At 35.0% G+C, this 19,615-nt stretch carries 21 protein-coding genes, 1 pseudogene and 1 other annotated feature; of the genes and pseudogenes, 3 read left to right on the top strand and 19 right to left on the bottom strand.

All coding sequences use genetic code 11. The features are described from left to right. Window positions 1–5 precede the first annotated feature (5 nt). From pheT to BW732_RS11210, 5 genes are all read right to left on the bottom strand, one after another. Window positions 6–2,423 carry a phenylalanine--tRNA ligase subunit beta gene (gene pheT, locus BW732_RS11230; protein ID WP_077276818.1) on the bottom strand — a complete coding sequence of 806 codons (2,418 nt, stop codon included), beginning with the start codon at window positions 2,421–2,423 and terminating at the stop codon, window positions 6–8. 4 nt (window positions 2,424–2,427) lie between these two features. Beyond that, a complete protein-coding gene (gene pheS, locus BW732_RS11225; RefSeq protein WP_077276817.1) occupies window positions 2,428–3,474 on the bottom strand; it encodes a phenylalanine--tRNA ligase subunit alpha in 1,047 nt (348 codons plus the stop codon). A 49-nt stretch (window positions 3,475–3,523) separates the two neighbouring features. Further along, window positions 3,524–3,736, bottom strand: a binding site (T-box leader). A gap of 38 nt (window positions 3,737–3,774) precedes the next feature. Beyond that, the gene (locus BW732_RS11220) at window positions 3,775–4,122 is read right to left on the bottom strand and encodes a winged helix-turn-helix transcriptional regulator (RefSeq protein WP_077276816.1); all 348 of its coding nucleotides are present in this window, start codon (window positions 4,120–4,122) and stop codon (window positions 3,775–3,777) included. A gap of 86 nt (window positions 4,123–4,208) precedes the next feature. After that, window positions 4,209–4,709 (bottom strand): HD domain-containing protein, encoded by a 501-nt coding sequence (locus BW732_RS11215; RefSeq protein ID WP_077276815.1) that lies wholly within the window; start codon window positions 4,707–4,709, stop codon window positions 4,209–4,211. A 120-nt stretch (window positions 4,710–4,829) separates the two neighbouring features. Continuing rightward, window positions 4,830–5,588 (bottom strand): TrmH family RNA methyltransferase, encoded by a 759-nt coding sequence (locus BW732_RS11210; RefSeq protein WP_077276814.1) that lies wholly within the window; start codon window positions 5,586–5,588, stop codon window positions 4,830–4,832. 119 nt (window positions 5,589–5,707) lie between these two features. Between BW732_RS11210 and BW732_RS11205 the strand changes: the two genes are divergently transcribed. Both BW732_RS11205 and yidC read left to right on the top strand, forming a co-directional pair. Then, window positions 5,708–5,980 (top strand): acylphosphatase, encoded by a 273-nt coding sequence (locus BW732_RS11205; protein ID WP_077276813.1) that lies wholly within the window; start codon window positions 5,708–5,710, stop codon window positions 5,978–5,980. A gap of 80 nt (window positions 5,981–6,060) precedes the next feature. Next, a complete protein-coding gene (gene yidC / locus BW732_RS11200; RefSeq protein ID WP_077276812.1) occupies window positions 6,061–6,993 on the top strand; it encodes a membrane protein insertase YidC in 933 nt (310 codons plus the stop codon). 121 nt (window positions 6,994–7,114) lie between these two features. Here yidC and BW732_RS11195 read toward each other — a convergent pair whose 3' ends face one another. From BW732_RS11195 to BW732_RS11170, 6 genes are all read right to left on the bottom strand, one after another. Beyond that, window positions 7,115–8,602 carry a S41 family peptidase gene (locus tag BW732_RS11195; RefSeq protein WP_228414945.1) on the bottom strand — a complete coding sequence of 496 codons (1,488 nt, stop codon included), beginning with the start codon at window positions 8,600–8,602 and terminating at the stop codon, window positions 7,115–7,117. Window positions 8,603–8,621: 19 nt separating this feature from the next. Further along, a complete protein-coding gene (locus BW732_RS11190) occupies window positions 8,622–8,840 on the bottom strand; it encodes a YozE family protein (protein WP_077276811.1) in 219 nt (72 codons plus the stop codon). A 5-nt stretch (window positions 8,841–8,845) separates the two neighbouring features. After that, a complete protein-coding gene (gene msrA / locus BW732_RS11185; RefSeq protein WP_077276925.1) occupies window positions 8,846–9,361 on the bottom strand; it encodes a peptide-methionine (S)-S-oxide reductase MsrA in 516 nt (171 codons plus the stop codon). A 5-nt stretch (window positions 9,362–9,366) separates the two neighbouring features. Next, window positions 9,367–10,029, bottom strand: coding sequence for a YpmS family protein (locus BW732_RS11180; protein WP_077276810.1), 663 nt, complete (start codon window positions 10,027–10,029; stop codon window positions 9,367–9,369). A gap of 10 nt (window positions 10,030–10,039) precedes the next feature. After that, window positions 10,040–10,945 carry an SGNH/GDSL hydrolase family protein gene (locus BW732_RS11175; RefSeq protein ID WP_077276809.1) on the bottom strand — a complete coding sequence of 302 codons (906 nt, stop codon included), beginning with the start codon at window positions 10,943–10,945 and terminating at the stop codon, window positions 10,040–10,042. A 63-nt stretch (window positions 10,946–11,008) separates the two neighbouring features. Then, on the bottom strand, window positions 11,009–11,845 hold the full coding sequence (locus BW732_RS11170; protein WP_077276808.1) for a DegV family protein: 837 nt from the start codon (window positions 11,843–11,845) through the stop codon (window positions 11,009–11,011). A 109-nt stretch (window positions 11,846–11,954) separates the two neighbouring features. Here BW732_RS11170 and trhA point away from each other — a divergent pair, with 109 nt between their 5' ends. After that, the gene (trhA, locus tag BW732_RS11165) at window positions 11,955–12,611 is read left to right on the top strand and encodes a PAQR family membrane homeostasis protein TrhA (RefSeq protein WP_126844166.1); all 657 of its coding nucleotides are present in this window, start codon (window positions 11,955–11,957) and stop codon (window positions 12,609–12,611) included. A 40-nt stretch (window positions 12,612–12,651) separates the two neighbouring features. Here trhA and BW732_RS11160 read toward each other — a convergent pair whose 3' ends face one another. From BW732_RS11160 to BW732_RS11125, 8 genes and pseudogenes are all read right to left on the bottom strand, one after another. Further along, complete coding sequence (locus BW732_RS11160) at window positions 12,652–13,149, bottom strand: dihydrofolate reductase (RefSeq protein WP_077276806.1); 498 nt, start codon at window positions 13,147–13,149, stop codon at window positions 12,652–12,654. Between the two features lie 34 nt (window positions 13,150–13,183). Continuing rightward, complete coding sequence (locus BW732_RS11155) at window positions 13,184–14,131, bottom strand: thymidylate synthase (protein ID WP_077276805.1); 948 nt, start codon at window positions 14,129–14,131, stop codon at window positions 13,184–13,186. A gap of 13 nt (window positions 14,132–14,144) precedes the next feature. Beyond that, a pseudogene (locus BW732_RS11150) lies at window positions 14,145–16,051 on the bottom strand (ABC-F family ATP-binding cassette domain-containing protein). A gap of 144 nt (window positions 16,052–16,195) precedes the next feature. Next, window positions 16,196–16,654: a hypothetical protein gene (locus BW732_RS11145; RefSeq protein ID WP_077276804.1), complete on the bottom strand. Its 459-nt coding sequence runs from the start codon at window positions 16,652–16,654 to the stop codon at window positions 16,196–16,198. Window positions 16,655–16,758: 104 nt separating this feature from the next. Then, window positions 16,759–17,121, bottom strand: a complete 363-nt coding sequence (locus BW732_RS11140; protein ID WP_077276803.1) for a thioesterase family protein — start codon at window positions 17,119–17,121, stop codon at window positions 16,759–16,761. Next, window positions 17,111–18,325, bottom strand: coding sequence for a CCA tRNA nucleotidyltransferase (locus BW732_RS11135; RefSeq protein WP_077276924.1), 1,215 nt, complete (start codon window positions 18,323–18,325; stop codon window positions 17,111–17,113). The genes BW732_RS11140 and BW732_RS11135 overlap by 11 nt, the downstream gene beginning before the upstream one ends. Then, the gene (dapB, locus tag BW732_RS11130) at window positions 18,322–19,122 is read right to left on the bottom strand and encodes a 4-hydroxy-tetrahydrodipicolinate reductase (protein WP_077276802.1); all 801 of its coding nucleotides are present in this window, start codon (window positions 19,120–19,122) and stop codon (window positions 18,322–18,324) included. The genes BW732_RS11135 and dapB overlap by 4 nt, the downstream gene beginning before the upstream one ends. Beyond that, complete coding sequence (locus tag BW732_RS11125) at window positions 19,119–19,460, bottom strand: nucleotide pyrophosphohydrolase (RefSeq protein ID WP_077276801.1); 342 nt, start codon at window positions 19,458–19,460, stop codon at window positions 19,119–19,121. The genes dapB and BW732_RS11125 overlap by 4 nt, the downstream gene beginning before the upstream one ends. Between the last annotated feature and the right edge of the window lie 155 nt (window positions 19,461–19,615).

Here is a 19,615-nt window from a genome sequence, read left to right as displayed (position 1 = left end):
ATTTTTTATCTAATTTCACAGTTTAACTCTGCGATTAATGCTTCAGTAATTTTTTCGATAGCCTTTGTTATGTCTTCATCGACCAATGTTCCTTCGTCATCTTGGAATGTTAATGAATAAGCTAACGATTTTTTATCGTTTCCTAACTTCTCACCTTGATACACATCAAATAAATGGACTGAACGTAGGAAGCGACCACCTTTTGCTGTAATGACATCAACAATTTCTTGATTAGTAATTGTTTGATTAACCAAAAGTGCCATGTCACGCTTAATTGATGGGTATTTCCCAACTTCTTGAATGGCAACTTGTTGTACACTTAATTCACATAATTTTTCTAAATCTAATTCAGCCACGTAGGTCTCAATTAAATCCATCTCTTTTGCCATTTTCGGATGAACTTGACCAATAAAACCAACTGTTAAATCATCAATCATTATTTCAGCAGCTCGACCTGGATGTAACTCTACATATTCAGTTGATGCTACATAGCGTACACGTTCACTCACACCAAGGATAGACATCAAATCTTCAACAATCCCTTTTAATGTATAAAAATCAACGGTTGCTGCTGGATGTGACCAATCTTTTTCTTCCCAATTACCCGCAATAGCTAACGCAAGATGCTGTGTTTCAACTGGTAACTCAGTTTTTGATAATGATTCAAAAATATTTCCAATTTCGTAGAAAGCAATTTGATTATTTTTACGTGCTAAATTATAAGCCGTATCAATAAGTAAGCTAGTTGTTAAATTTTGACGTAAAACAGAATGGTCTTGACTCATTGGCCAATCTAATTCAACAACTGCTTTAGGTTCCTTAACAAACTTAGTAGCTAGTTCTGGCGTAGTTAGTGCATAACTGATTGCTTCAGTCAAACCGTTACCTTCTAAATTACGACGAATATCCCGAATGAGTTGTTGTTTTGGCGTCAGTTGACCTGGTAATGAACTACCACTTGGTAAAGTCGAGGGCAAATTATCATACCCATAAATCCGTGCAACTTCTTCAATTAAATCTGCCTCAATCGTTATATCCCAACGACGTGGTGGAATTGTAACTGTAAAATGATGACTATTTTCAGCCACTTCAAAACCTAAACGCTCAAAAATCGCAGTGACTTCCTGAGCCGTTAAACTTGTACCTAATGACTGATTAATTTTATCTAATGTAATAGAAACCGTAACAGATTGAGCTTGATAGGGTGTACTAACAACTGTACCTTGTACAACTTGCCCGCCAGATAACTCAGCAATTAATGCTGCTGCGAAATCACTGGCTTCCATGATGGTTGCTGTATTGATACCACGTTCAAATCGTTTACTAGACTCGCTAGATAGGCCAAATGAACGCGCTGTTCGGCGAATCAATGTTGGCTCAAATAGGGCTGTTTCTAACGCGACAGTGACTGTATTAGAGGTAATTTCAGTCGCTTCACCGCCCATTACACCGGCTAAAGCAACTGGTGTTTTACCATCAGTAATCACTAAGTTATCCGAACTTAATTCACGTTCAACACCATCAAGTGTCGTTAACATTTCACCAGCTACTGCACGACGGACATGGATATTCTGACTATTTAAACGATTGTAATCGAACGCATGTTGAGGTTGACCGAATAATAATAAAACATAGTTTGTTGCATCTACTACATTATTAACTGGGCGAATCCCTTCATTCATTAAACGTGTTTGTAACCAAAGAGGGCTCTCTTTAACGGTAACATTTTTAATGACGCGCATTAAATAAGTTGGTGTATCCTCTGCGTGATCAACCGTTACTTTAACATAATTTTCGACTGAATCACTATCATCTTCTAAAACTTCTTGGCTTGGAAAAGTAACTCGCTTGTTATAAAGTGCAGCTACTTCATATGCAACTCCGCGTAAACTTAGTGCATCTGCCCGGTTTGGTGTGACTGATAACTCGATGATAGCATCGTCCATATCTAAATATGGAAAAACAGCTTCACCTGCTACTGCATGATCTGGTAAAAAATAAATTCCTTCTGCATAAGCTTTTGGAACCACACTGTCAGAGTAACCTAACTCTTGTAATGAACAGACCATTCCTAAAGATACTTCTCCACGCATTTTACCCTTTTTAATTTTAACATTACCAGTGATACGTGAGTTAGGTAAAGCAACAATTACTTTTTTACCTGCTGTGATATTCGGTGCACCACACACAATTTGATATAACTCATCTTCACCAACATCAATTTGACAAATTGATAAATGATCACTGTCTGGATGTGGTTGACATTCTTTCACGTCACCGACAACGATTTTCTTTAACCCTTCTTCAGGAATTGTGACATCTTCGACTTCAATTCCTGAGCGTGACATTTTATCTGCTAATTCATCAACTCTAATGTCCGATAAATCAACTAATTCGTTTAACCATTTATATGAAACTAACATCTTTCTACCCCTTTACGTTAAATTGTTTTAAAAAGCGACGATCATTTTGATAGAAATAACGAATATCATTAACTCCGTATTTCAACATTGCTAAACGATCCGGACCTAAACCAAAGGCAAAACCACTGTATTTTGTTGCGTCAACACCAGACATTTCAAGCACTCGGGGGTGAACAATACCCGCACCTAAGACTTCAATCCAACCAGTGTGTTTACAAACATTACAACCTGCTCCACCGCATTTAAAGCAACTAATATCTACCTCAACAGATGGCTCAGTGAATGGGAAGTAGCTTGGTCTTAAACGAATCTTGCGTTCATCACCAAAGATTTTTTTTAACAACACTTCAAGGGTTCCTTTTAAATCACCCATTGTAATATTTTCATCAATAACTAGTCCTTCAATTTGATGAAATTGATGACTATGTGTCGCGTCATCATTATCACGACGGAAAACTTTACCAGGGCTAATCATTCTTAGAGGCCCTTTTGAAAAATCATGTTGCTCCATTGTTCTTGCTTGAACTGGTGACGTATGTGTCCGTAACAACAAATCATCTGTAATATAAAAAGAATCTTGCATATCACGTGCTGGATGGTCTTTTGGTAAATTCATTCGTTCAAAATTATACTCATCTTGTTCCACTTCATTACCTTCAATTACTTGATAGCCTAATCCTAGGAAGATATCTTCAATCTCTTGAATAATTTGTGTTAATACGTGGGGTGTCCCCGTTTTAACTGTTTTACCTGGTAACGTAACATCAATTGTTTCAGATGCTAATGCTTGATTTAAGACCATTTCTTCTAAATCAATCTTTTTTTGCTCTAAAGCTATCGTCAATTCATCACGCACCTCGTTTGCAAATGCACCCACGACTGGACGCATCTCTGGTGATAAATCTTTCATACTACGTAAAACTTCAGTAATTGAGCCTTTTTTACCTAAAACTTGCACGCGAATATCATTTAATTCAGTTAATCCTTGTACTTGATTAATTTGTGCAAGTGTTGCCGTTTTTAATTGTTCCAATGTATCTTGTAATGACATATTTTCCAACCCTTTCTTTTTTTACTACACAAAAAAGACACCATTCCTGATAAGGAACGATGTCTCGCGGTACCATCCTAATTTGCCTACTAAAAATAAGCATCTCTAAATTGTTAACGATGACTAGCACCGGTTTATTTTAGCAATAAACTACTCAGGAAGTGAACTTCACCTAAATCATCTACAATCTGCTTACAGTCCAATGACAGATTTCCCTTTTGAAGATATTTTTAAGTTACTCTTTTCCCTAAAATGTATTTCTTTATTTATCAGTTAGTCTACAAGATTTCGACTAAAAGGTCAAGTCGTTGGTTGACTAATAGTCACCCAACGTTCACCCCATGACTGAATTTCATCCATCACACGTTTTAAATCTTGGCCTTTTTCGGTTAATTGGTAGACAATTCGATTATTTTCATCTTCAAGGACTAAACGTGCCAGTATTTCTTTTTCTTCAAGTTCTTTTAAACGTTCGACTAAGACACGGTCACTAACATCTGGAATCTTAGAAGCAAGTTCCACAAAGCGCTGTGGCCCCTCTTCTAGTAAGACATCAATAATTAAGCCGTTCCATTTTTTTCCTAAAATTGCAAACGTCTTTTCAAAACGAGGACAGAGTTGAAATTGTCTTTCTCGACATGATGTCATTTAAATCACTCCTAATTCAACATTTGCTACTTACTATTCTATCAATTTAGTATAAATGAAAAAGCTAGACAATGCTAGCTTTTGGCTTAAATTTGAGAGAGTCCGAAGTAAGCAGAGGCTTTGTGTTTCAATTTTTGATACAACGGAACAATAGCTTCTTCGCAAGCGCAATACTTATCGACTAAAGTCACAATGTAACTTTCTTTATATTTTGGTGGCGCAATTGTCGCTCCAAACATGTGTTTTACAATAATATCTTCTTCTAATTTTGAAATTTCAGTTAATTCACGTGCATTTTTTAACGCAATTCTCGGATGGACATAAGCATGCGTGCCATCACCCATTTTTTGGTCTCGCCAATCATAAAAGAATAAATCATGAAGTAACCCTGCACGGGCAGTTGCTCGTTCATCACCATTCCATTTTTTTGCTAATAAATAGCTTCTATATGACACACTAATTGAGTGATCTAATCTATTAGAGTAATGATGTTGTGTAAATTTAGCTAAACTTTGAACCTCGTCAGTAAAAATTAAATCTTCCACAAGTGCAACATATTCTTTATCATTTTTCCAATCTAACGCCATTTTCGAGTCACATACTTTCTTTTTAAATAATCCTTCACAAACCTTTAAACATAAACTATTCTAACATGTAACAAGTATTCCAACCATAAAAGTCAATTAATTTAATAAATTCGTAAATTTTTAAAGCGAAAACATAATAATACCAGCAGCAATTGCAACATTTAGCGATTCTGCTTTCCCTTTAATTGGAATATACAGATTTTTATCCGTTAGCTCTAATAGTTCCTGAGCGACACCTTGTCCCTCATTCCCCATGATAATAGCTAGTTTATCAGTTGACTCGATTTCTCGATAATCAATTGCCTCTTCATTTAATTCAGTGCCATAAACTTGATAATTTTCTTCTTTTAGTTTTAAAATAAAGTCAGTTAAATTAGCCTCTTCAAGCGTTAAATGGTATTGACTACCTTGCATAGCACGGAGTACTTTTGATTGATAGATATCTGCACAACCTTCACCCAAAATAACATGAGTAAAACCAGCGGCATCCGCCGTTCGAATCATTGTTCCAACATTTCCGGGATCCTGCACTCGATCAAGTAATAACATCCGACCTAATTGTTGGTTTTTCACTACCTCAGTTTTACGGATGACCGCGATAATTCCTTGCGGAGTGGGTAAACTAGAAACGACTTTTAAGACGTCATCAGTCACAACGTATAAAGAATCATCACTCACTTGTTCTGTTAAATAGTGATAATCTTGATAGCTATCTTTGGTAACCAGTAAGCTTATAATCTCTGCTTGGTAAGTAAATGCCTCTTCAACGAGGTGTTCACCTTCAATTAAGTAACTATTTGTTTCGATGCGGTGTTTCTTTTTATGTAATTTTTTTAATTCTTTAATCAATGGGTTTTTAGTTGATGTAATTTCTTTCATGATGTCTTCCTTTTCTCGTTCGTGCATCCATTATAACAAATTTTTTTATCATGTATAGTTTGTTAATTTAAATTAAGCATTATATACTACAATTAATGAAAGAAAGTGAGGAAGAAACTATGCAAATTCAAATAATTGTATCAGGTAGAGTCCAAGGTGTTGGCTTTCGTTATTTAACTAAAATAGTTGCAGATAAAATTGGTGTCAGCGGGTTAGTGAAAAACCTGTCTGATGGACGTGTATATATTGAAGCAAGTGGGGAAGAAAATAAAATTTCAACATTTATTGACGCTGTTAAAAAATCACCTACACCATCTGGACGTGTTGATACCTGTGATGTTACCTATCATACAACTAATCAAAAAACGAAAGGTTTTCAAGTAACCTATTAAAAATCATTAAAATTGATTGAAAAAACCTAAGCAATTCGTTATAGTTATCTTTGTGTAGATTATTGTAAAGGAAGAATTGAATGAAAAATTTAAGGAAATGGCTGGTTTCATCCGGCTTGTTGATGCTTTTAATTACGATGTCAGGCTGTGTCAAAACAGATAAGGCAGGTAATCCAACGGGAGAAGGAATCATTTATAATTTTTTAGTGAAACCTATGAGTCAACTCCTAACCTATTTAGCCGATAATCTAGGCCTTGGTTTTGGTTTAGCTATTATCGTTTTAACCCTTGTTGTTAGGTTAATTATTTTACCATTAGGCTTAAGCCAAATGAAAAAATCAACCATTCAGCAAGAAAAAATTGCTGCATTAAAGCCACATATGGATGTTATTAATGCTAAAATGAAAAATACTCAGTCACAAGAAGAACTTGTGGCCGCGCAACAAGAGCTACAAAAATTATACAAAGAAAATGATATTAGTATTGTTGGTGGGATTGGTTGTCTACCATTACTCATCCAAATGCCAATATTTACTGCTTTATTCTTCGCTGCCAAAGTAACTCCAGGTATTTCAGAATCAGTCTTTTTAGGCATAAATTTGGGTAAACCTAGTTTGCTTTTAGTTGCAATTGCTGGTATTAGTTATTTTGTCCAAAGTTTTGTCACAATGATTGGTATGGATGAAGCGCAAAAGAAACAAATGCGGATGATGTCGTATATTTCTCCATTGATGATTATCTTTATTTCGTTTTCTTCTCCAGCAGGAGTGACATTGTATTGGGCAATCGGTGGGATTTTTAGTTGTATCCAATCTGCTATTTCAACACTTTATCAAAAACCAAAAATCAAGCGAGAATTGGAAGCTTATTTTGAAAAGAATCCAATTAAAGTCTCAACTACTGGACAATTAAAAGATGTAACACCTAGTCCAAAGAAAAAAGAACCCGCTAAAAAAGCGACTGTAACTAATAAAAACGGACGTAATGCAGGTAAGCAACAACGTAAAAAATAAATATTTAAATGAGTCTACTTGAAACTAAGTAGACTCATTTTTTTATCAAAAAAATCAAGCTAAAAAAGACTAAGTGTCTACCGCTAATCACGGCAATACACCTAGTCTTGTATCAAATTGATTACTTTAGTTTTTCTTGAATAACTTCTAAGCCTTTTAAATACTGACTATCATTTTCTTTCCAGTGATTTAAAATTGCTTCTACTAAGCGTTGAGCTGTTTCTTTATTAACTTCACCAGTTACGCCTAAGCCTTCTTTGTCTTGAAATTCACTCACTGCAGTTTTTGTTTCAGTAGTATAAACATCAGACTTGGTCTCAGTCTGATAGCCTAAAGCATTTAAGTAGTCATTAATGATTGTAACATCCTCACTAATCATACCTTCTTTATACGTCTTAGACATATCAATCATTCGATGATTTAAATACTCAGGATATGCTACTTCAATTGTTGGTTCAACCCCTTTTTTATGAATCCATTCTCCTTTTGGTGTCAACCATTTCTTAATTGTTAGTTTTACTTCACCTTGATCACCTAAGGGAATAAGTGATTGAACCGTGCCTTTACCAAAAGTTTTTGTTCCAATAATATCATAACGTCCAGTATCTTTTAAGGCTGCAGCCATAATTTCAGAGGCACTGGCACTATTTTCATCGGTCAAGAGAACAGTCGGTTGCTTGATTTTCTTACCGCCATCTAATTCTTTGCTAGCAACATCATCTGTCTTTTCTTTATCACGACCTTCAAATTGTACAATCGTCTCACCATTTTCAAGGAAACGACTTGTCATTTTTTCAACTTCAGGTAAGACACCACCAGGATTACCTCTTACATCAATGATAAATCCTTTTGCACCTTCTTTTTCTAGCTTAGAAACGGCTTGATTGAATTCATCAGAAGTGGTTTCATTAAAACTTGTAACTTGAATATAGCCCACTTCTTTATTTTTTTTATCAAGCGTTGCTTTTACTGATTCCATTGGTATCTTATCACGCTTAATTTCAACATTAAATGGTTCTTTATCTCGCATCATCTCAAGCTTAACAACAGTTCCTTTTTCACCACGAACTTTCGATACCACGTCGCTTAAATCTTTACCTTTAACGTCTTTACCGTCCACTTTAATGATTTTATCGCCAGCTTTTAATTGAGCTTTTTCCGCTGGTGAATCTTTAATCGGTGGTTCAGCAATTGTAGGCAAACCATCTTCAAGTGTCATTGTAGCGCCAATTCCTTCGAAGCTACCAGAAATACTATCATCAAAGTCTTTCGCTTCAGTTGCACTGAAATAAGTCGAATAAGGGTCATCTAATGCATCGACCATCCCCTTTAATGCTCCATCAACTAGTTTTTGCTCATCAACTTTGTCAATATACCCTAATTTAATTAGTTCATTTAGGTAGTCAACACTTTGTAACGAACTAACAGACGAATCCGACGATAATTTCTCTCGATGCGTCATTTCATATGTTACAACTGTCACCCCAGATGCAACAATCGCAATAATAATCAGACTAATAATATATTGAAACGTCGAAATACCACGTTTTTTCTTTTTAGGCTGTAAGTCATTCAAGGATTGTTTATCCTTCTCATCTTCATTTTTCACAAGCAGGTCACTTCCTTAGTTAATTTGTTTCAATATATTTCTCCCATAGTGCATCAAATAAATCCATACTAGGAATATAGTATGCGTTTGTTTCTAGATAATGAGACAGTTCATCATAATCTTCTGATTGCTTTGGAAATTGCAGATCCCGAAAAATTTCTTCGGCTAATAATGTTTCCGGCGTTTGCAATTTAGCATCACGAAACGTTTGAACATAGTGATAAAAACTTCTTTTCATTAACTCTAGTCACCCCAAACTTTTTTTAAAAATCGTTCTCTCTCTAAATGAGATAACTTATAACGCATTGGATGTTTTTTGTAAAAATCTTGATGATAGGTTTCAGCCAAATAAAATGGGCTTGCTGGTTCAATTTGAGTCACAATCGGCTCGAGATACTTACCAGAGTCAGCTAAGGCTTGTTTACTTGCTTCAGCCGCTTCTTTTTGAGCGTCATTTGTATAAAAAATCACTGGACGATAGCTATCACCACGATCTTGAAATTGTCCAAAAGCATCTGTTGGGTCTGTCTGTTGCCAGTAAATTTGTAATAACTCATCGTAAGAGATAATTTCAGGATCAAACTCAATTTTAACAGCTTCTGTATGGCCAGTTAAGCCAGTACAAACTTCTTCATATGTTGGGTGTTCTTTGTAACCACCAGTATAACCAGAAACTATAGATATAATACCAGGACGTGTGTCAAATGGTTCAATCATGCACCAAAAACATCCACCTGCAAAAATTGCTGTTTCACTCATTACTCTCACTTGCCTTTCTCTAATTCTTTTTTATTCAAATACACACTAAAACTAATTTCATCATCAATCAAATTAATTTTATCCGCCCGAATTTGCATACCATTTGATAATGTAAATTTATCTAAATGTAGCGTTATCGTCTGCTTATCAGCATTAACTTCTACCCAATCAGGAAAATCAACACTATGGGAGATATAGTTAATCATTGCTGAAATCGGAATACTCAACGTGCCTACAGATAGATTTTTAGCTCGTAACTGAACATTACCATCAGTTAGCACATAAGGTTCAAAATATAAATAAAAATGTGTTGGATGACCTAACAACTCAAAAGTACCCTCTAACATTGCTTCATTATCTAATGCAAATGAATAGTCAACGCCTGATTTTTTCATAAAATCATCCAAATAAAAATTTAAAATATTATTGATTTGATCTTTTTTTAGTAAAACTTGAAACGTCGGCTCTTTACTGATTTGATTAGTTTTTGCATTAGCATCATAGTTCGAACGAGTTGTGGTAACTCTTGTCCCAACAAATAGTACCATCCCTAGAATAATTGCTATTAAGGTCAAAAAAGCAATTTTCCAAGGATTTTTAAAAAAATTTAATAATTTATTGTCACTGACAATCTGACCTGTCTTTTCAGTTGGTTTTGACCGTTTCATTCTTTATTCCTCATTTCTTAAACCATAATTCTTTCGTTGCAATAATTTCTTTTTTAAAGGCATTAGCAATCACTTGGTAGCCTAGATTATTTGGATGAAAGCTATCTTCTTCTGAAATCAAATTATTTACAACAGCCTTTTTAGCATCTTCTTGTGCGCTAGAGTTATTTTCTTCTATACTATCAGTTGGATCGGCGACATTATTTAATGCTGATTTACCATCGAGTCCCCGCGAAATCTCCTCATTAATTGGTACAAAGAAAGCATTATCTTGGCGACTAACAAATTCTTTCGATCCCTCATTCCAATAATCCGCAATTTCTTGCATTTCTTTGATATCTTCAAAATTCATAAAAAATGGATTATAAATTCCTAGTTGATAAATAGGTGCCGTTGCATTATATTTCCTAATTTCATCGTATAGTCGTTGTAACTCATCTTCGTAACGATTACGTGGTTTAACAAAACTCTTAAGTGATAGTTTACCAAAAATATGACTTTGAATTGCTTTCATCAAATCATTCCCACCCACAGTCAACGTAATGATATTAGCTTCGGCCAAAGATTTTTGCATCTCTTCATTTTTTTTTAGTCTCTTTAGAATTTGATCACTTCGATCACCTGATTTACCAAAATTCGACATTTGAATAACATTGATTGGTTCAGAATCAGTTAAATCTCGTTGCAAAATCGGTACATACCCACCTGCTTTAGTGGTATCACCAACGCCTTCAGTCAATGAATCTCCAATAGCACTGATTCTTAAGATATCCATGCGTTTTTCTTTTGCTTGTGGCTTAGTATTTACCTCTATTTTACCGGCTGGCGGAATTAATAGCGATAATAAGGTAAAAGTAACAAGGCAGATAACAATAAAAAAACTTGCAACTGGTAGTAATTTTTTTAATTTATTCATATTTTTATTTCGCCCCTTTGTAAAAAAAAAGCAGACCATTGTGATCTGCCTTCAAACAGTTTTCTATTTTGAATAAAACATTATCGCAAAGGCACCTTTTCCAGCATGTGTTGAAACAAGCGGTGTTGTGTGAACGATTGGTATTTCTTGATTTGGTAAAATTTGTTGTAAGGAAGCTCGCATTTCAGTTGTTAAGTCACGACTTCCAGCGTCAGAAATGCCGATATAATTCAAATCTAGTGTTGCTAAAGATTCTTCCAATTTTTTCAACCATTTAGTAAACGTCTTGTTACCACGACCTTTAGTCACAACAACTAATTCACCATTTAATAGCTCCATCATAACCTTCATGTTTAAGAAACCTGATAAGGCACCTGCCAACTTACTAACACGTCCACCTTTAACCAAGTTTTCTAGTGTTGCTACACCAATAAATAACTGCGTTTTTTCTTTCACGTCTTGAATTTTTTCAAGAATTGCTTCCTTGCTAGCACCAGCTTGCGCTAGTTTAGCTGCTTCATACACTTGAAAACCTAATGCTTGATCAATAAATTTACTATCAATCACCGTTACATTAGAATGTGTCATTTGCGCTGCTTGTCGTGCTGTATTGACTGTACCGCTTAATTTTTCGGTTAAATGAATTGAAATAATTTCGCTGCCATCAGCACCTAATTTATCATACATTTCAATAAACTCACCAATTGGCGGTTGACTAGTTTTTGGAAGTGCCTTAGAATTTTCCATCATTGTTATAAATTCAATATTATCAAGACCACTATCAGTATAAACCGTGCCATCAATCATTACGGACAGACTCACAATGTGAATATCTATTTCCTTTAAACGCTCTGGAACAATCATCGCAGATGAGTCTGTAACAATTTTTATTTTAGTCATTATAAAACCTCTTTCAAAATCCGACATATTCGTGTAGAATTGTATTAACCTATCTGTTGTACAGTATAACAGATAAAAGGCAGATTTTCACTTAAAAAAAAACGAAAGGATGTCATCGATGCAACAACCATCAACTTTTTCAAAGAAATATTTAATTGTCAATGAAGTCTTTAATGCTATCACTCACGGTATTGGTGCAGGTCTAAGTATTGCTGGATTAGTGTTACTAATTATTCGCGGAGTTAAGATTGGCTCTCCAATCTATATTGTCTCTTACAGTATCTTTGGCGCTTCAATGATTTTACTCTTTTTATTTTCTACTTTGTTTCATAGTTTAATTTTCACACGAGCAAAAAAAGTCTTTCAGATATTTGACCATAGCTCAATCTACCTATTAATTGCTGGTAGCTATACTCCATTTTGTTTACTGACAATTAAAGGATGGCTAGGATGGACACTCTTTGGTATTATTTGGAGCTTGGCTCTTATGGGTATTGTCTACAAGTCAATTTGGTTGAAATCAAAAAATAAAGCCGGTGTTCTTCTATATATCGCAATGGGCTGGTTGTGCTTAATTGCTATCAAACCACTATATGATGGGTTAGGTTTCAATGGCTTTCTACTTTTGTTTTTGGGTGGGTTATCTTATACTGTTGGCGCTTGGTTTTACAGCATGAAACAGGTACGTTTCATGCACGTCATTTGGCATATTTTTGTCATGCTAGGTGCATGCTTTATCTATTTTTCAATTTATTTATTTACATAATAAGAAAAAGGTTAGGAAAGCCAATGCTTTCCTAACCTTTTTAATTATTCACATGGCGTTGATACGTTTCGAAATCATGCGCATAGAGATTTTTATCATCAACTGTCCCTGCACTTGTACTAACAATATGCCATTCATCCCAATCTAAATACGGAAAATAAGTATCTCCCTCAAACTCTGCTTTAATTAGCGTTCGATATAATACATCTAAATGAGGTAAAAAGGTTTTGTAGATTTCACCGCCACCTGTGATAAATGTAATTCCTTCAAACTCATTAGCAAATTCTAGTACTTCTTCCACTGAGTTCATTACGATAGCTCCATTACCATCATAATTTTTATCAGATGTTAGAACAATTGTTTCACGATTAGGTAAGAGTCGTTTACCCATACCTTCAAACGTTTTACGTCCCATCACGATGGCATTATTCTCCGTCATCTGCTTAAAAAATTGCAAATCATCAGGTAAATACCATGGTAACACCTCATTATTTCCAATTAAACCATTCATATCCTGAGCCCATATAGCAGCTATCATTTTATATTCCTCCCCCAAAGATTAACACATTTCATCATACAGCAATTGGTGCTTTAATACCTTTATGTGGTTGATAATTTTTCAATTGGATATCATCCATATCAAAGTCAAATATACTTTTTTTCGCTTGATTCAATTCAATAGTAGGTAACTCCCTAGGTTCTCTACTTAATTGTAATGACATTTGCTCAAAGTGATTAGTATATAGATGAGCATCACCAAGGGTATGAACAAAGTCTCCAACAGCTAACCCTGTTTCATGTGCAATTAAATGAGTTAATAATGCATAGCTCGCAATGTTAAATGGTACACCTAGAAAAACGTCAGCACTGCGTTGATATAACTGACAACTCAATTTACCGTTAGCAACATAAAACTGAAACATCGTGTGACACGGTGGCAATGCCATATTAGGTACATCTTCTGGATTCCAAGCAGAAACTAATAGTCGTCTAGAATCTGGTGTTGTTTTAATCATATCAATAACTTGTTGCAACTGGTCAATCGTTTCCCCCTGTGATGTTTTCCAATGACGCCATTGTGCTCCATAAATATTACCTAACTCTCCATATTTTAAAGCAAACTGGTCATCAGTCAAAATTAATTGACAAAATTTAGCCAATTCATTTTGGTAGATTTCATTAAAATCTTCATCAACTAAACAACGACGCCCAAAATCTGTCATATCGGGTCCTTTATAATCAGAACTTTTCACATAGCGTTCAAAAGCCCACTCATCCCAAATATGATTATTATGCTCTAATAGATACTTGATATTTGTATCACCGTGTATAAACCATAATAATTCACTTTTAATTAATGAAAAAGGCACACGCTTGGTTGTCAGTAAAGGAAAACCCTTTGCTAAATCAAACCGCATTTGGTATCCAAAGACACTCTTGGTTCCAGTACCTGTTCTATCAGTTTTTTCTACGCCATTTTGTAAAATGGTGCGACCTAAATCTAAATATGCTTCTTCCATGGTATCCCCCTACTTAGTTATCGGCATACGTACTTAAATATTCCCAACGCTCCATTTTTGTTTCTAATGCCTGTTCTGTTTCTGTTAATTCTTTTTGAAGTTCTTGAAGTTTTAACGAATCATTTGAAAAAGTTAACATAGTTTGATTAACAGTGTCAATTTTTTGTTCTAAGTCATCTATTTCTTGTTCAATCGTTTGCCACTCTTTTTGTTCATTGTACGTTAATTTAGTTTTATTGTCACTTATTTGTTCAATCTTATGGTCAGCCTGCTGCTTATTAGCTGTAGTTGTTTTAGTTGCCACTGACTGTGATTCTTTTTCCGTTTGACTAGTCATTAAATAATCTGTCATACGACCAAAATAACGCTCAATACGTCCATTCCCTTTAAAAATTAGTAATTTATCCATTGTTTTATCTAAAAAATACCGATCATGGCTGACTGTAATAACAGCACCCGGAAACGACTCTAGATAATCTTCTAAAATTGTCAGAGTTTCAATATCTAAATCATTGGTTGGTTCATCTAGTAGCAATACATTTGGCTGTTGAATTAAAATATTTAATAAAAATAAGCGTCGTTTTTCCCCACCCGATAGCTTAGAGATAAGTGCCCCATGCATGTTGCGTGGAAATAAAAACCGCTCTAATAATTCTGTGACACTGATTGTTGTCCCATCAGCTTGTTTCACTTCTTCGGCTTTTTCTTGCAAATAAGCAATCATTCGCTTTGATTCATCCATTTGCTCATTTTCTTGCGTATAGTAACCAATTTTAACTGTTTCCCCAACTTCTAGCTCACCAGAGTCAAGCGTTAATCGGCCACTTAAGAGGTTTAATAACGTTGATTTACCGCTTCCATTCTCACCGGTAATACCTAGTCGCTCTCTAGATTGAATTAAGCACGAAAAATCATCTAAAATCACTTTATCCTCTATGTGATAACTACCATGAACTAAATCAAGGACTTTTTTCCCAAGACGTTGTGTCCCGGTTGAAAACGTTAAATCATCAGCAGCTTGCGACTGATTAACGGTCTCTTTCAAGTCGTTAAAACGATTAATTCTAGCTTGCTGCTTTGTACCGCGACCTTGAACACCTGCACGCATCCAGGCTAACTCTTGTTTAAATAACTGTTTATTCTTATGCTGTTGTTTTTCTTCAATTTCTTCACGTTCAGCGCGTTGCACTAAATACGCTTCATAATTTCCTTGATATTCGTATAAATCACCTTTAGACAACTCAAGAATTCTATTTGTTACTCGATCTAAGAAATATCGATCATGTGTCGTGACTACTAGTGCCCCTCTGTAACCTTTTAAATAATTTTCAAGCCATTCAATACTTTGATAGTCTAAATGGTTTGTGGGTTCATCTAGTAATAATAAATCAGGTTCTTGAATAAGTACTTGAGCTAACCCTAGACGTTTTTTTGTCCACCCGATAATTCACTAACTTTTTTATGTAACATTAAAATACCTAATTTACTTAAAATAGTTTTCGCATTTGTATCAGCAATCCAAGCATCTTCACGATTCATCTCATCTTCAGCTTTAGTATAAGCAAGTTGATAAGCCTCATTAGTGCTATCAGTCGTTAAGTTATCGAGTGCTTTTTCATAACGTTTGACTGCTTGCATAATAGGAGAATGGCTGTCAAAAATCACATCTAATACTAAATCATCATCATTAAATGTTGCTTGTTGTGATAAGTAACCAATTTGATAGTCGTGCGGATGATCAATATCACCCGTCTCTGCTTGATCAACACGCGCTAAAATTGACATCAACGTCGATTTTCCAGTCCCATTAATTCCAATCAAACCAATACGGTCTTTTTCTTTTATCAAAAATGACACATCATTTAAAAGAACTTTTTCTCCATATGATTTTGATAGATGATCCGCTCTTAATATTTTCATAGTCCACCTAATTTCCTAATAATCTTATTTATTTTAACAGATTTTCAAGCCATCATCAAATAAACAAAAAAATACTTACAATCACCTCACAAGGAAATAGCTTGTGAAGTCATTATAAGTACAATATTTTATCGAAAGATTTATTTAGAATTTATCGCCGTAAATATCATTGACTGTTTTTTCAGCATCGATAACAATATATAATTTATTGTCGCCTGAAATTTGTGTGGTTTGATAAGCATTATCTAAACCTTCTTGTCCAGGTGTGCCTTTGTCTTTGTAAGGGAAATAGATTAAATCACTTGTATTATCGTCAAAATGAATACTCATTTTTTCAATATCTTGATATTTTAATGCGCGACCGAACATACCAGACTCTAGACCACCTAAGTTAATATCATCTGTTTGAACGTGATCAGCTTCATCAAAAATTTCAATTTTGATTCCTTCACAAGGGTTAATCTTTTGGAAATCACTACCATTGATTCGACCATAGCTAGTAGTTACGTGGCGAATCCACAAATCTCCGATGCAATCACGATTAATCGTCCATGTTTCACCATTTCTAAAGTAAAATTTAAAAGAAGTCATTTCTTTTGACATATATAATCTCCTCTTTCTCAATAGGGTGTTTTCGTTCTTACAAGATTATTATAACATGTAAGCTTCACAAATAAAACAACTTTATTAAATATTTCACAAATTCTTCACATGCTAATATTTTGCATAAATTTTTCCCGATTAACTATCACACGTGTATGTGTTCCCCTAGCAATTTCTTGCTGGTTATCAAAAACTGAATAAGTGAATCGACTTTTCCGTTCGGTTTGCTCTATTAATTTAATAGTTACTAATACGTGCTTACTAACCACAGTCGGTAAAAGATGTTGACACTCGATAGCAACACCGACTGTTGTCATTTCAGTAGCAAGTTCTTGGCTCAAATAATCACGACACGTTTGCTCAACAATGGCTATCACGCTAGGTGTTGCTAATACCGGCAAATCACCTGACTTCATTGATTCTGCAGTCATTTCTTGCGTAACTAAATAGTCTTGACTATACATCATCTCTTAGCTCCTTCTGACAATAAAGTAATAATTCATTATGGTTATTAGTTAACTGATTATGTAAGACTAAATTTGCTAAATGATTCAAGGTGATTCCAACCCAAGCACCTGGCGATTTATCTAAATTTTCGAGCAAGTCCTTACCAGATATCTCTAGTTCATGTAATGAATGAATAGGCAACTTTTGATATGCTTCTAAATAGAGTGATTCATGGCCATCTTCACCTAGATATGTTAGCACCTGTTCAACTAAACAAATGGTTTCTGCACCAGCTTCATACAGCATATCTTTTGTCCAATCTCCCTTGGTACGTCTAATAGGTAAATAATTTAGGGCATCTGTGACAGATTGAATCATCTTATTCGATAACTTCCACTGTTTCAACCATTTTTTAGTATTTTTAACAGTTAAATGATCAAGGAGTAAAATCCAAGCTAATTCTTCACTAGATATAACAGTAGTGAGTTTCGTTTGTAAACGACATAATTCTAATTGTTGATTAATCAGTCCAGGACAATAGTTAAAACATTCGGTTGTAAGAAATAGCTCAACACCCCATCTAGGATTCTTACCAAGTAACAATTTCACCCATTCAACACAAATCCGTTCAACTGAAATTTCTTTTAAAAGGTGAGCATGTTCAGTAATTGCTGACAGTGTTGCTTCTTCAATACTAAAATCTAATTGTGAAGCGAATCGTAAGCCTCGCATCATTCTTAAAGCATCTTCATTAAAACGTTCATTAGGTTTTCCTACAGCTATAATTTGTTGCTGTTTGATAGCCTTCAAACCATCAAACAAGTCAATCAATTCACCATCAGCCGTCATTGCGAGGGCATTCATCGTGAAATCACGGCGTTTTAAATCCTCCTCCAGTGACCGCACAAATGTCACTTTATCCGGACGACGATAATCTTGATAGGTTGATTCAGTTCTAAAAGTTGTGACTTCATATTGTTCTTCACCAATTAGCACTAAAACTGTTCCATGCTCAATTCCCACATCAACTGTCCGTTTGAAAATTTGTTTAATTTCTTCAGGATAAGCACTAGTCGCAATATCTACATCATGAATCGGATGCCCCAAAAACATATCTCGAACACTACCACCAACAAAATATGCCTCAAATCCTGCCTGCTCAATTTCTTTTAAAACAGGAATAGCTTCTAAAAATTCGGTTGGTAATTCTTGATTACTTATCATATCCATCGTTCCAATCCATACACTAATTCATCGGTTCCCATAACCTTCATACACGCTAAGGCAACACCAGTCATAAATGATTCTCGATTATAGCTGTCATGACGAATAAGCAAACCCTCACCTTTCCCACCAAATTGGACTTGTTGATGGGCAATTAAACCTGGTAGCCGTACACTGTGAATTTTCAACCCTTGGTAGTCTGCTCCTCTTGCTCCAGGAATCAACTCAACTTCATGCGGGTGGCCTTGGATGTTTATTCCACGAACATCGCTAATCATTTCAGCAGTTTTTAATGCCGTTCCACTAGGAGCATCAATTTTATTGTCATGATGGAGTTCAATAATTTCAACATCTGGAAAATACTGAGCAGCCTTTTGAGCAAATTCCATCATCAAAATTGCTCCGATAGCAAAGTTAGGTGCAATAATCCCTCCCACTTTTTGAATTTGCGACAATTCAATCAGATTAGTGATTTCTTCATCACTAAATCCTGTTGTGCCGACAACAGGGCGAACACCATTACGTAAGGCTGTCTCAACATGTTGATAGGCTACTTCTGGTACTGTAAAGTCAATCCAAATGTCAGCATGCGGTACACTAGCAAAAGCTTGAATTTGAGAATTAAAAACAGGAACAGTCATTTGACACGCTTGATAACCAGATACATCTGCTAATTCCTTGACATCAACTTTAGGATCCATGACACCGACCAGTTGAAAATCGGGATGGTCTAAAATCATTTGTGTACACGCTTGACCCATTTTACCTCTAAAACCTGCAACAATAACTTGAATCATTTAGTCCGACCATCCTTTCTCTCAAATCGGTAAGCATCTCGCTGATTAAACTTTGCCATATTTTCATCAAAGACTTCAGTTAAATCGATATCTAATGAATTAGCCATAGTGATTAACACAATCAGAACATCTCCTAATTCCTCTGCGACTTTTTTTTCAGCTTCAGTTGCTTTTTTTGGTTTTTCACCATAAACATGATTTATCTCACGGGCTAACTCTCCCAATTCTTCCGTTAATCTTGCCATTTGTGCTAATGGCGAAAAATAACCAGTTTTAAATTGTTGAATATAATGGTCAACCTGCTCTTGCATTTGACGCATTGATTGTTCTTTTTCCATGAGCTCACTCCCTAAAATTTTTATAACCTATGATATTGAAATTAATTAGAACCGTCTAGTTAATCAACTAAAACGAGCTCAATCTATCTTTAAAACATTTTAACATGCACTTAGACTTAAATCGATAACTAATAACAAATTAATCATCTTGATGA

The sequence above is a fragment of the Vagococcus penaei genome (genome assembly GCF_001998885.1).
Lineage (GTDB): Bacteria > Bacillota > Bacilli > Lactobacillales > Vagococcaceae > Vagococcus > Vagococcus penaei.
This window is presented reverse-complemented; position numbering and strand designations above follow the sequence as displayed.

Coding starts and splice junctions, on each gene's coding strand:
- pheT (WP_077276818.1), bottom strand. CDS start 2,423: ATGTTAGTTTCATATAAATGGTTAAACGAATTAGTTGATTTATCGGAC.
- pheS (WP_077276817.1), bottom strand. CDS start 3,474: ATGTCATTACAAGATACATTGGAACAATTAAAAACGGCAACACTTGCA.
- BW732_RS11220 (WP_077276816.1), bottom strand. CDS start 4,122: ATGACATCATGTCGAGAAAGACAATTTCAACTCTGTCCTCGTTTTGAA.
- BW732_RS11215 (WP_077276815.1), bottom strand. CDS start 4,709: ATGGCGTTAGATTGGAAAAATGATAAAGAATATGTTGCACTTGTGGAA.
- BW732_RS11210 (WP_077276814.1), bottom strand. CDS start 5,588: ATGAAAGAAATTACATCAACTAAAAACCCATTGATTAAAGAATTAAAA.
- BW732_RS11205 (WP_077276813.1), top strand. CDS start 5,708: ATGCAAATTCAAATAATTGTATCAGGTAGAGTCCAAGGTGTTGGCTTT.
- yidC (WP_077276812.1), top strand. CDS start 6,061: ATGAAAAATTTAAGGAAATGGCTGGTTTCATCCGGCTTGTTGATGCTT.
- BW732_RS11190 (WP_077276811.1), bottom strand. CDS start 8,840: ATGAAAAGAAGTTTTTATCACTATGTTCAAACGTTTCGTGATGCTAAA.
- msrA (WP_077276925.1), bottom strand. CDS start 9,361: ATGAGTGAAACAGCAATTTTTGCAGGTGGATGTTTTTGGTGCATGATT.
- BW732_RS11180 (WP_077276810.1), bottom strand. CDS start 10,029: ATGAAACGGTCAAAACCAACTGAAAAGACAGGTCAGATTGTCAGTGAC.
- BW732_RS11175 (WP_077276809.1), bottom strand. CDS start 10,945: ATGAATAAATTAAAAAAATTACTACCAGTTGCAAGTTTTTTTATTGTT.
- BW732_RS11170 (WP_077276808.1), bottom strand. CDS start 11,845: ATGACTAAAATAAAAATTGTTACAGACTCATCTGCGATGATTGTTCCA.
- trhA (WP_126844166.1), top strand. CDS start 11,955: ATGTCATCGATGCAACAACCATCAACTTTTTCAAAGAAATATTTAATT.
- BW732_RS11160 (WP_077276806.1), bottom strand. CDS start 13,149: ATGATAGCTGCTATATGGGCTCAGGATATGAATGGTTTAATTGGAAAT.
- BW732_RS11155 (WP_077276805.1), bottom strand. CDS start 14,131: ATGGAAGAAGCATATTTAGATTTAGGTCGCACCATTTTACAAAATGGC.
- BW732_RS11145 (WP_077276804.1), bottom strand. CDS start 16,654: ATGTCAAAAGAAATGACTTCTTTTAAATTTTACTTTAGAAATGGTGAA.
- BW732_RS11140 (WP_077276803.1), bottom strand. CDS start 17,121: ATGATGTATAGTCAAGACTATTTAGTTACGCAAGAAATGACTGCAGAA.
- BW732_RS11135 (WP_077276924.1), bottom strand. CDS start 18,325: ATGATAAGTAATCAAGAATTACCAACCGAATTTTTAGAAGCTATTCCT.
- dapB (WP_077276802.1), bottom strand. CDS start 19,122: ATGATTCAAGTTATTGTTGCAGGTTTTAGAGGTAAAATGGGTCAAGCG.
- BW732_RS11125 (WP_077276801.1), bottom strand. CDS start 19,460: ATGGAAAAAGAACAATCAATGCGTCAAATGCAAGAGCAGGTTGACCAT.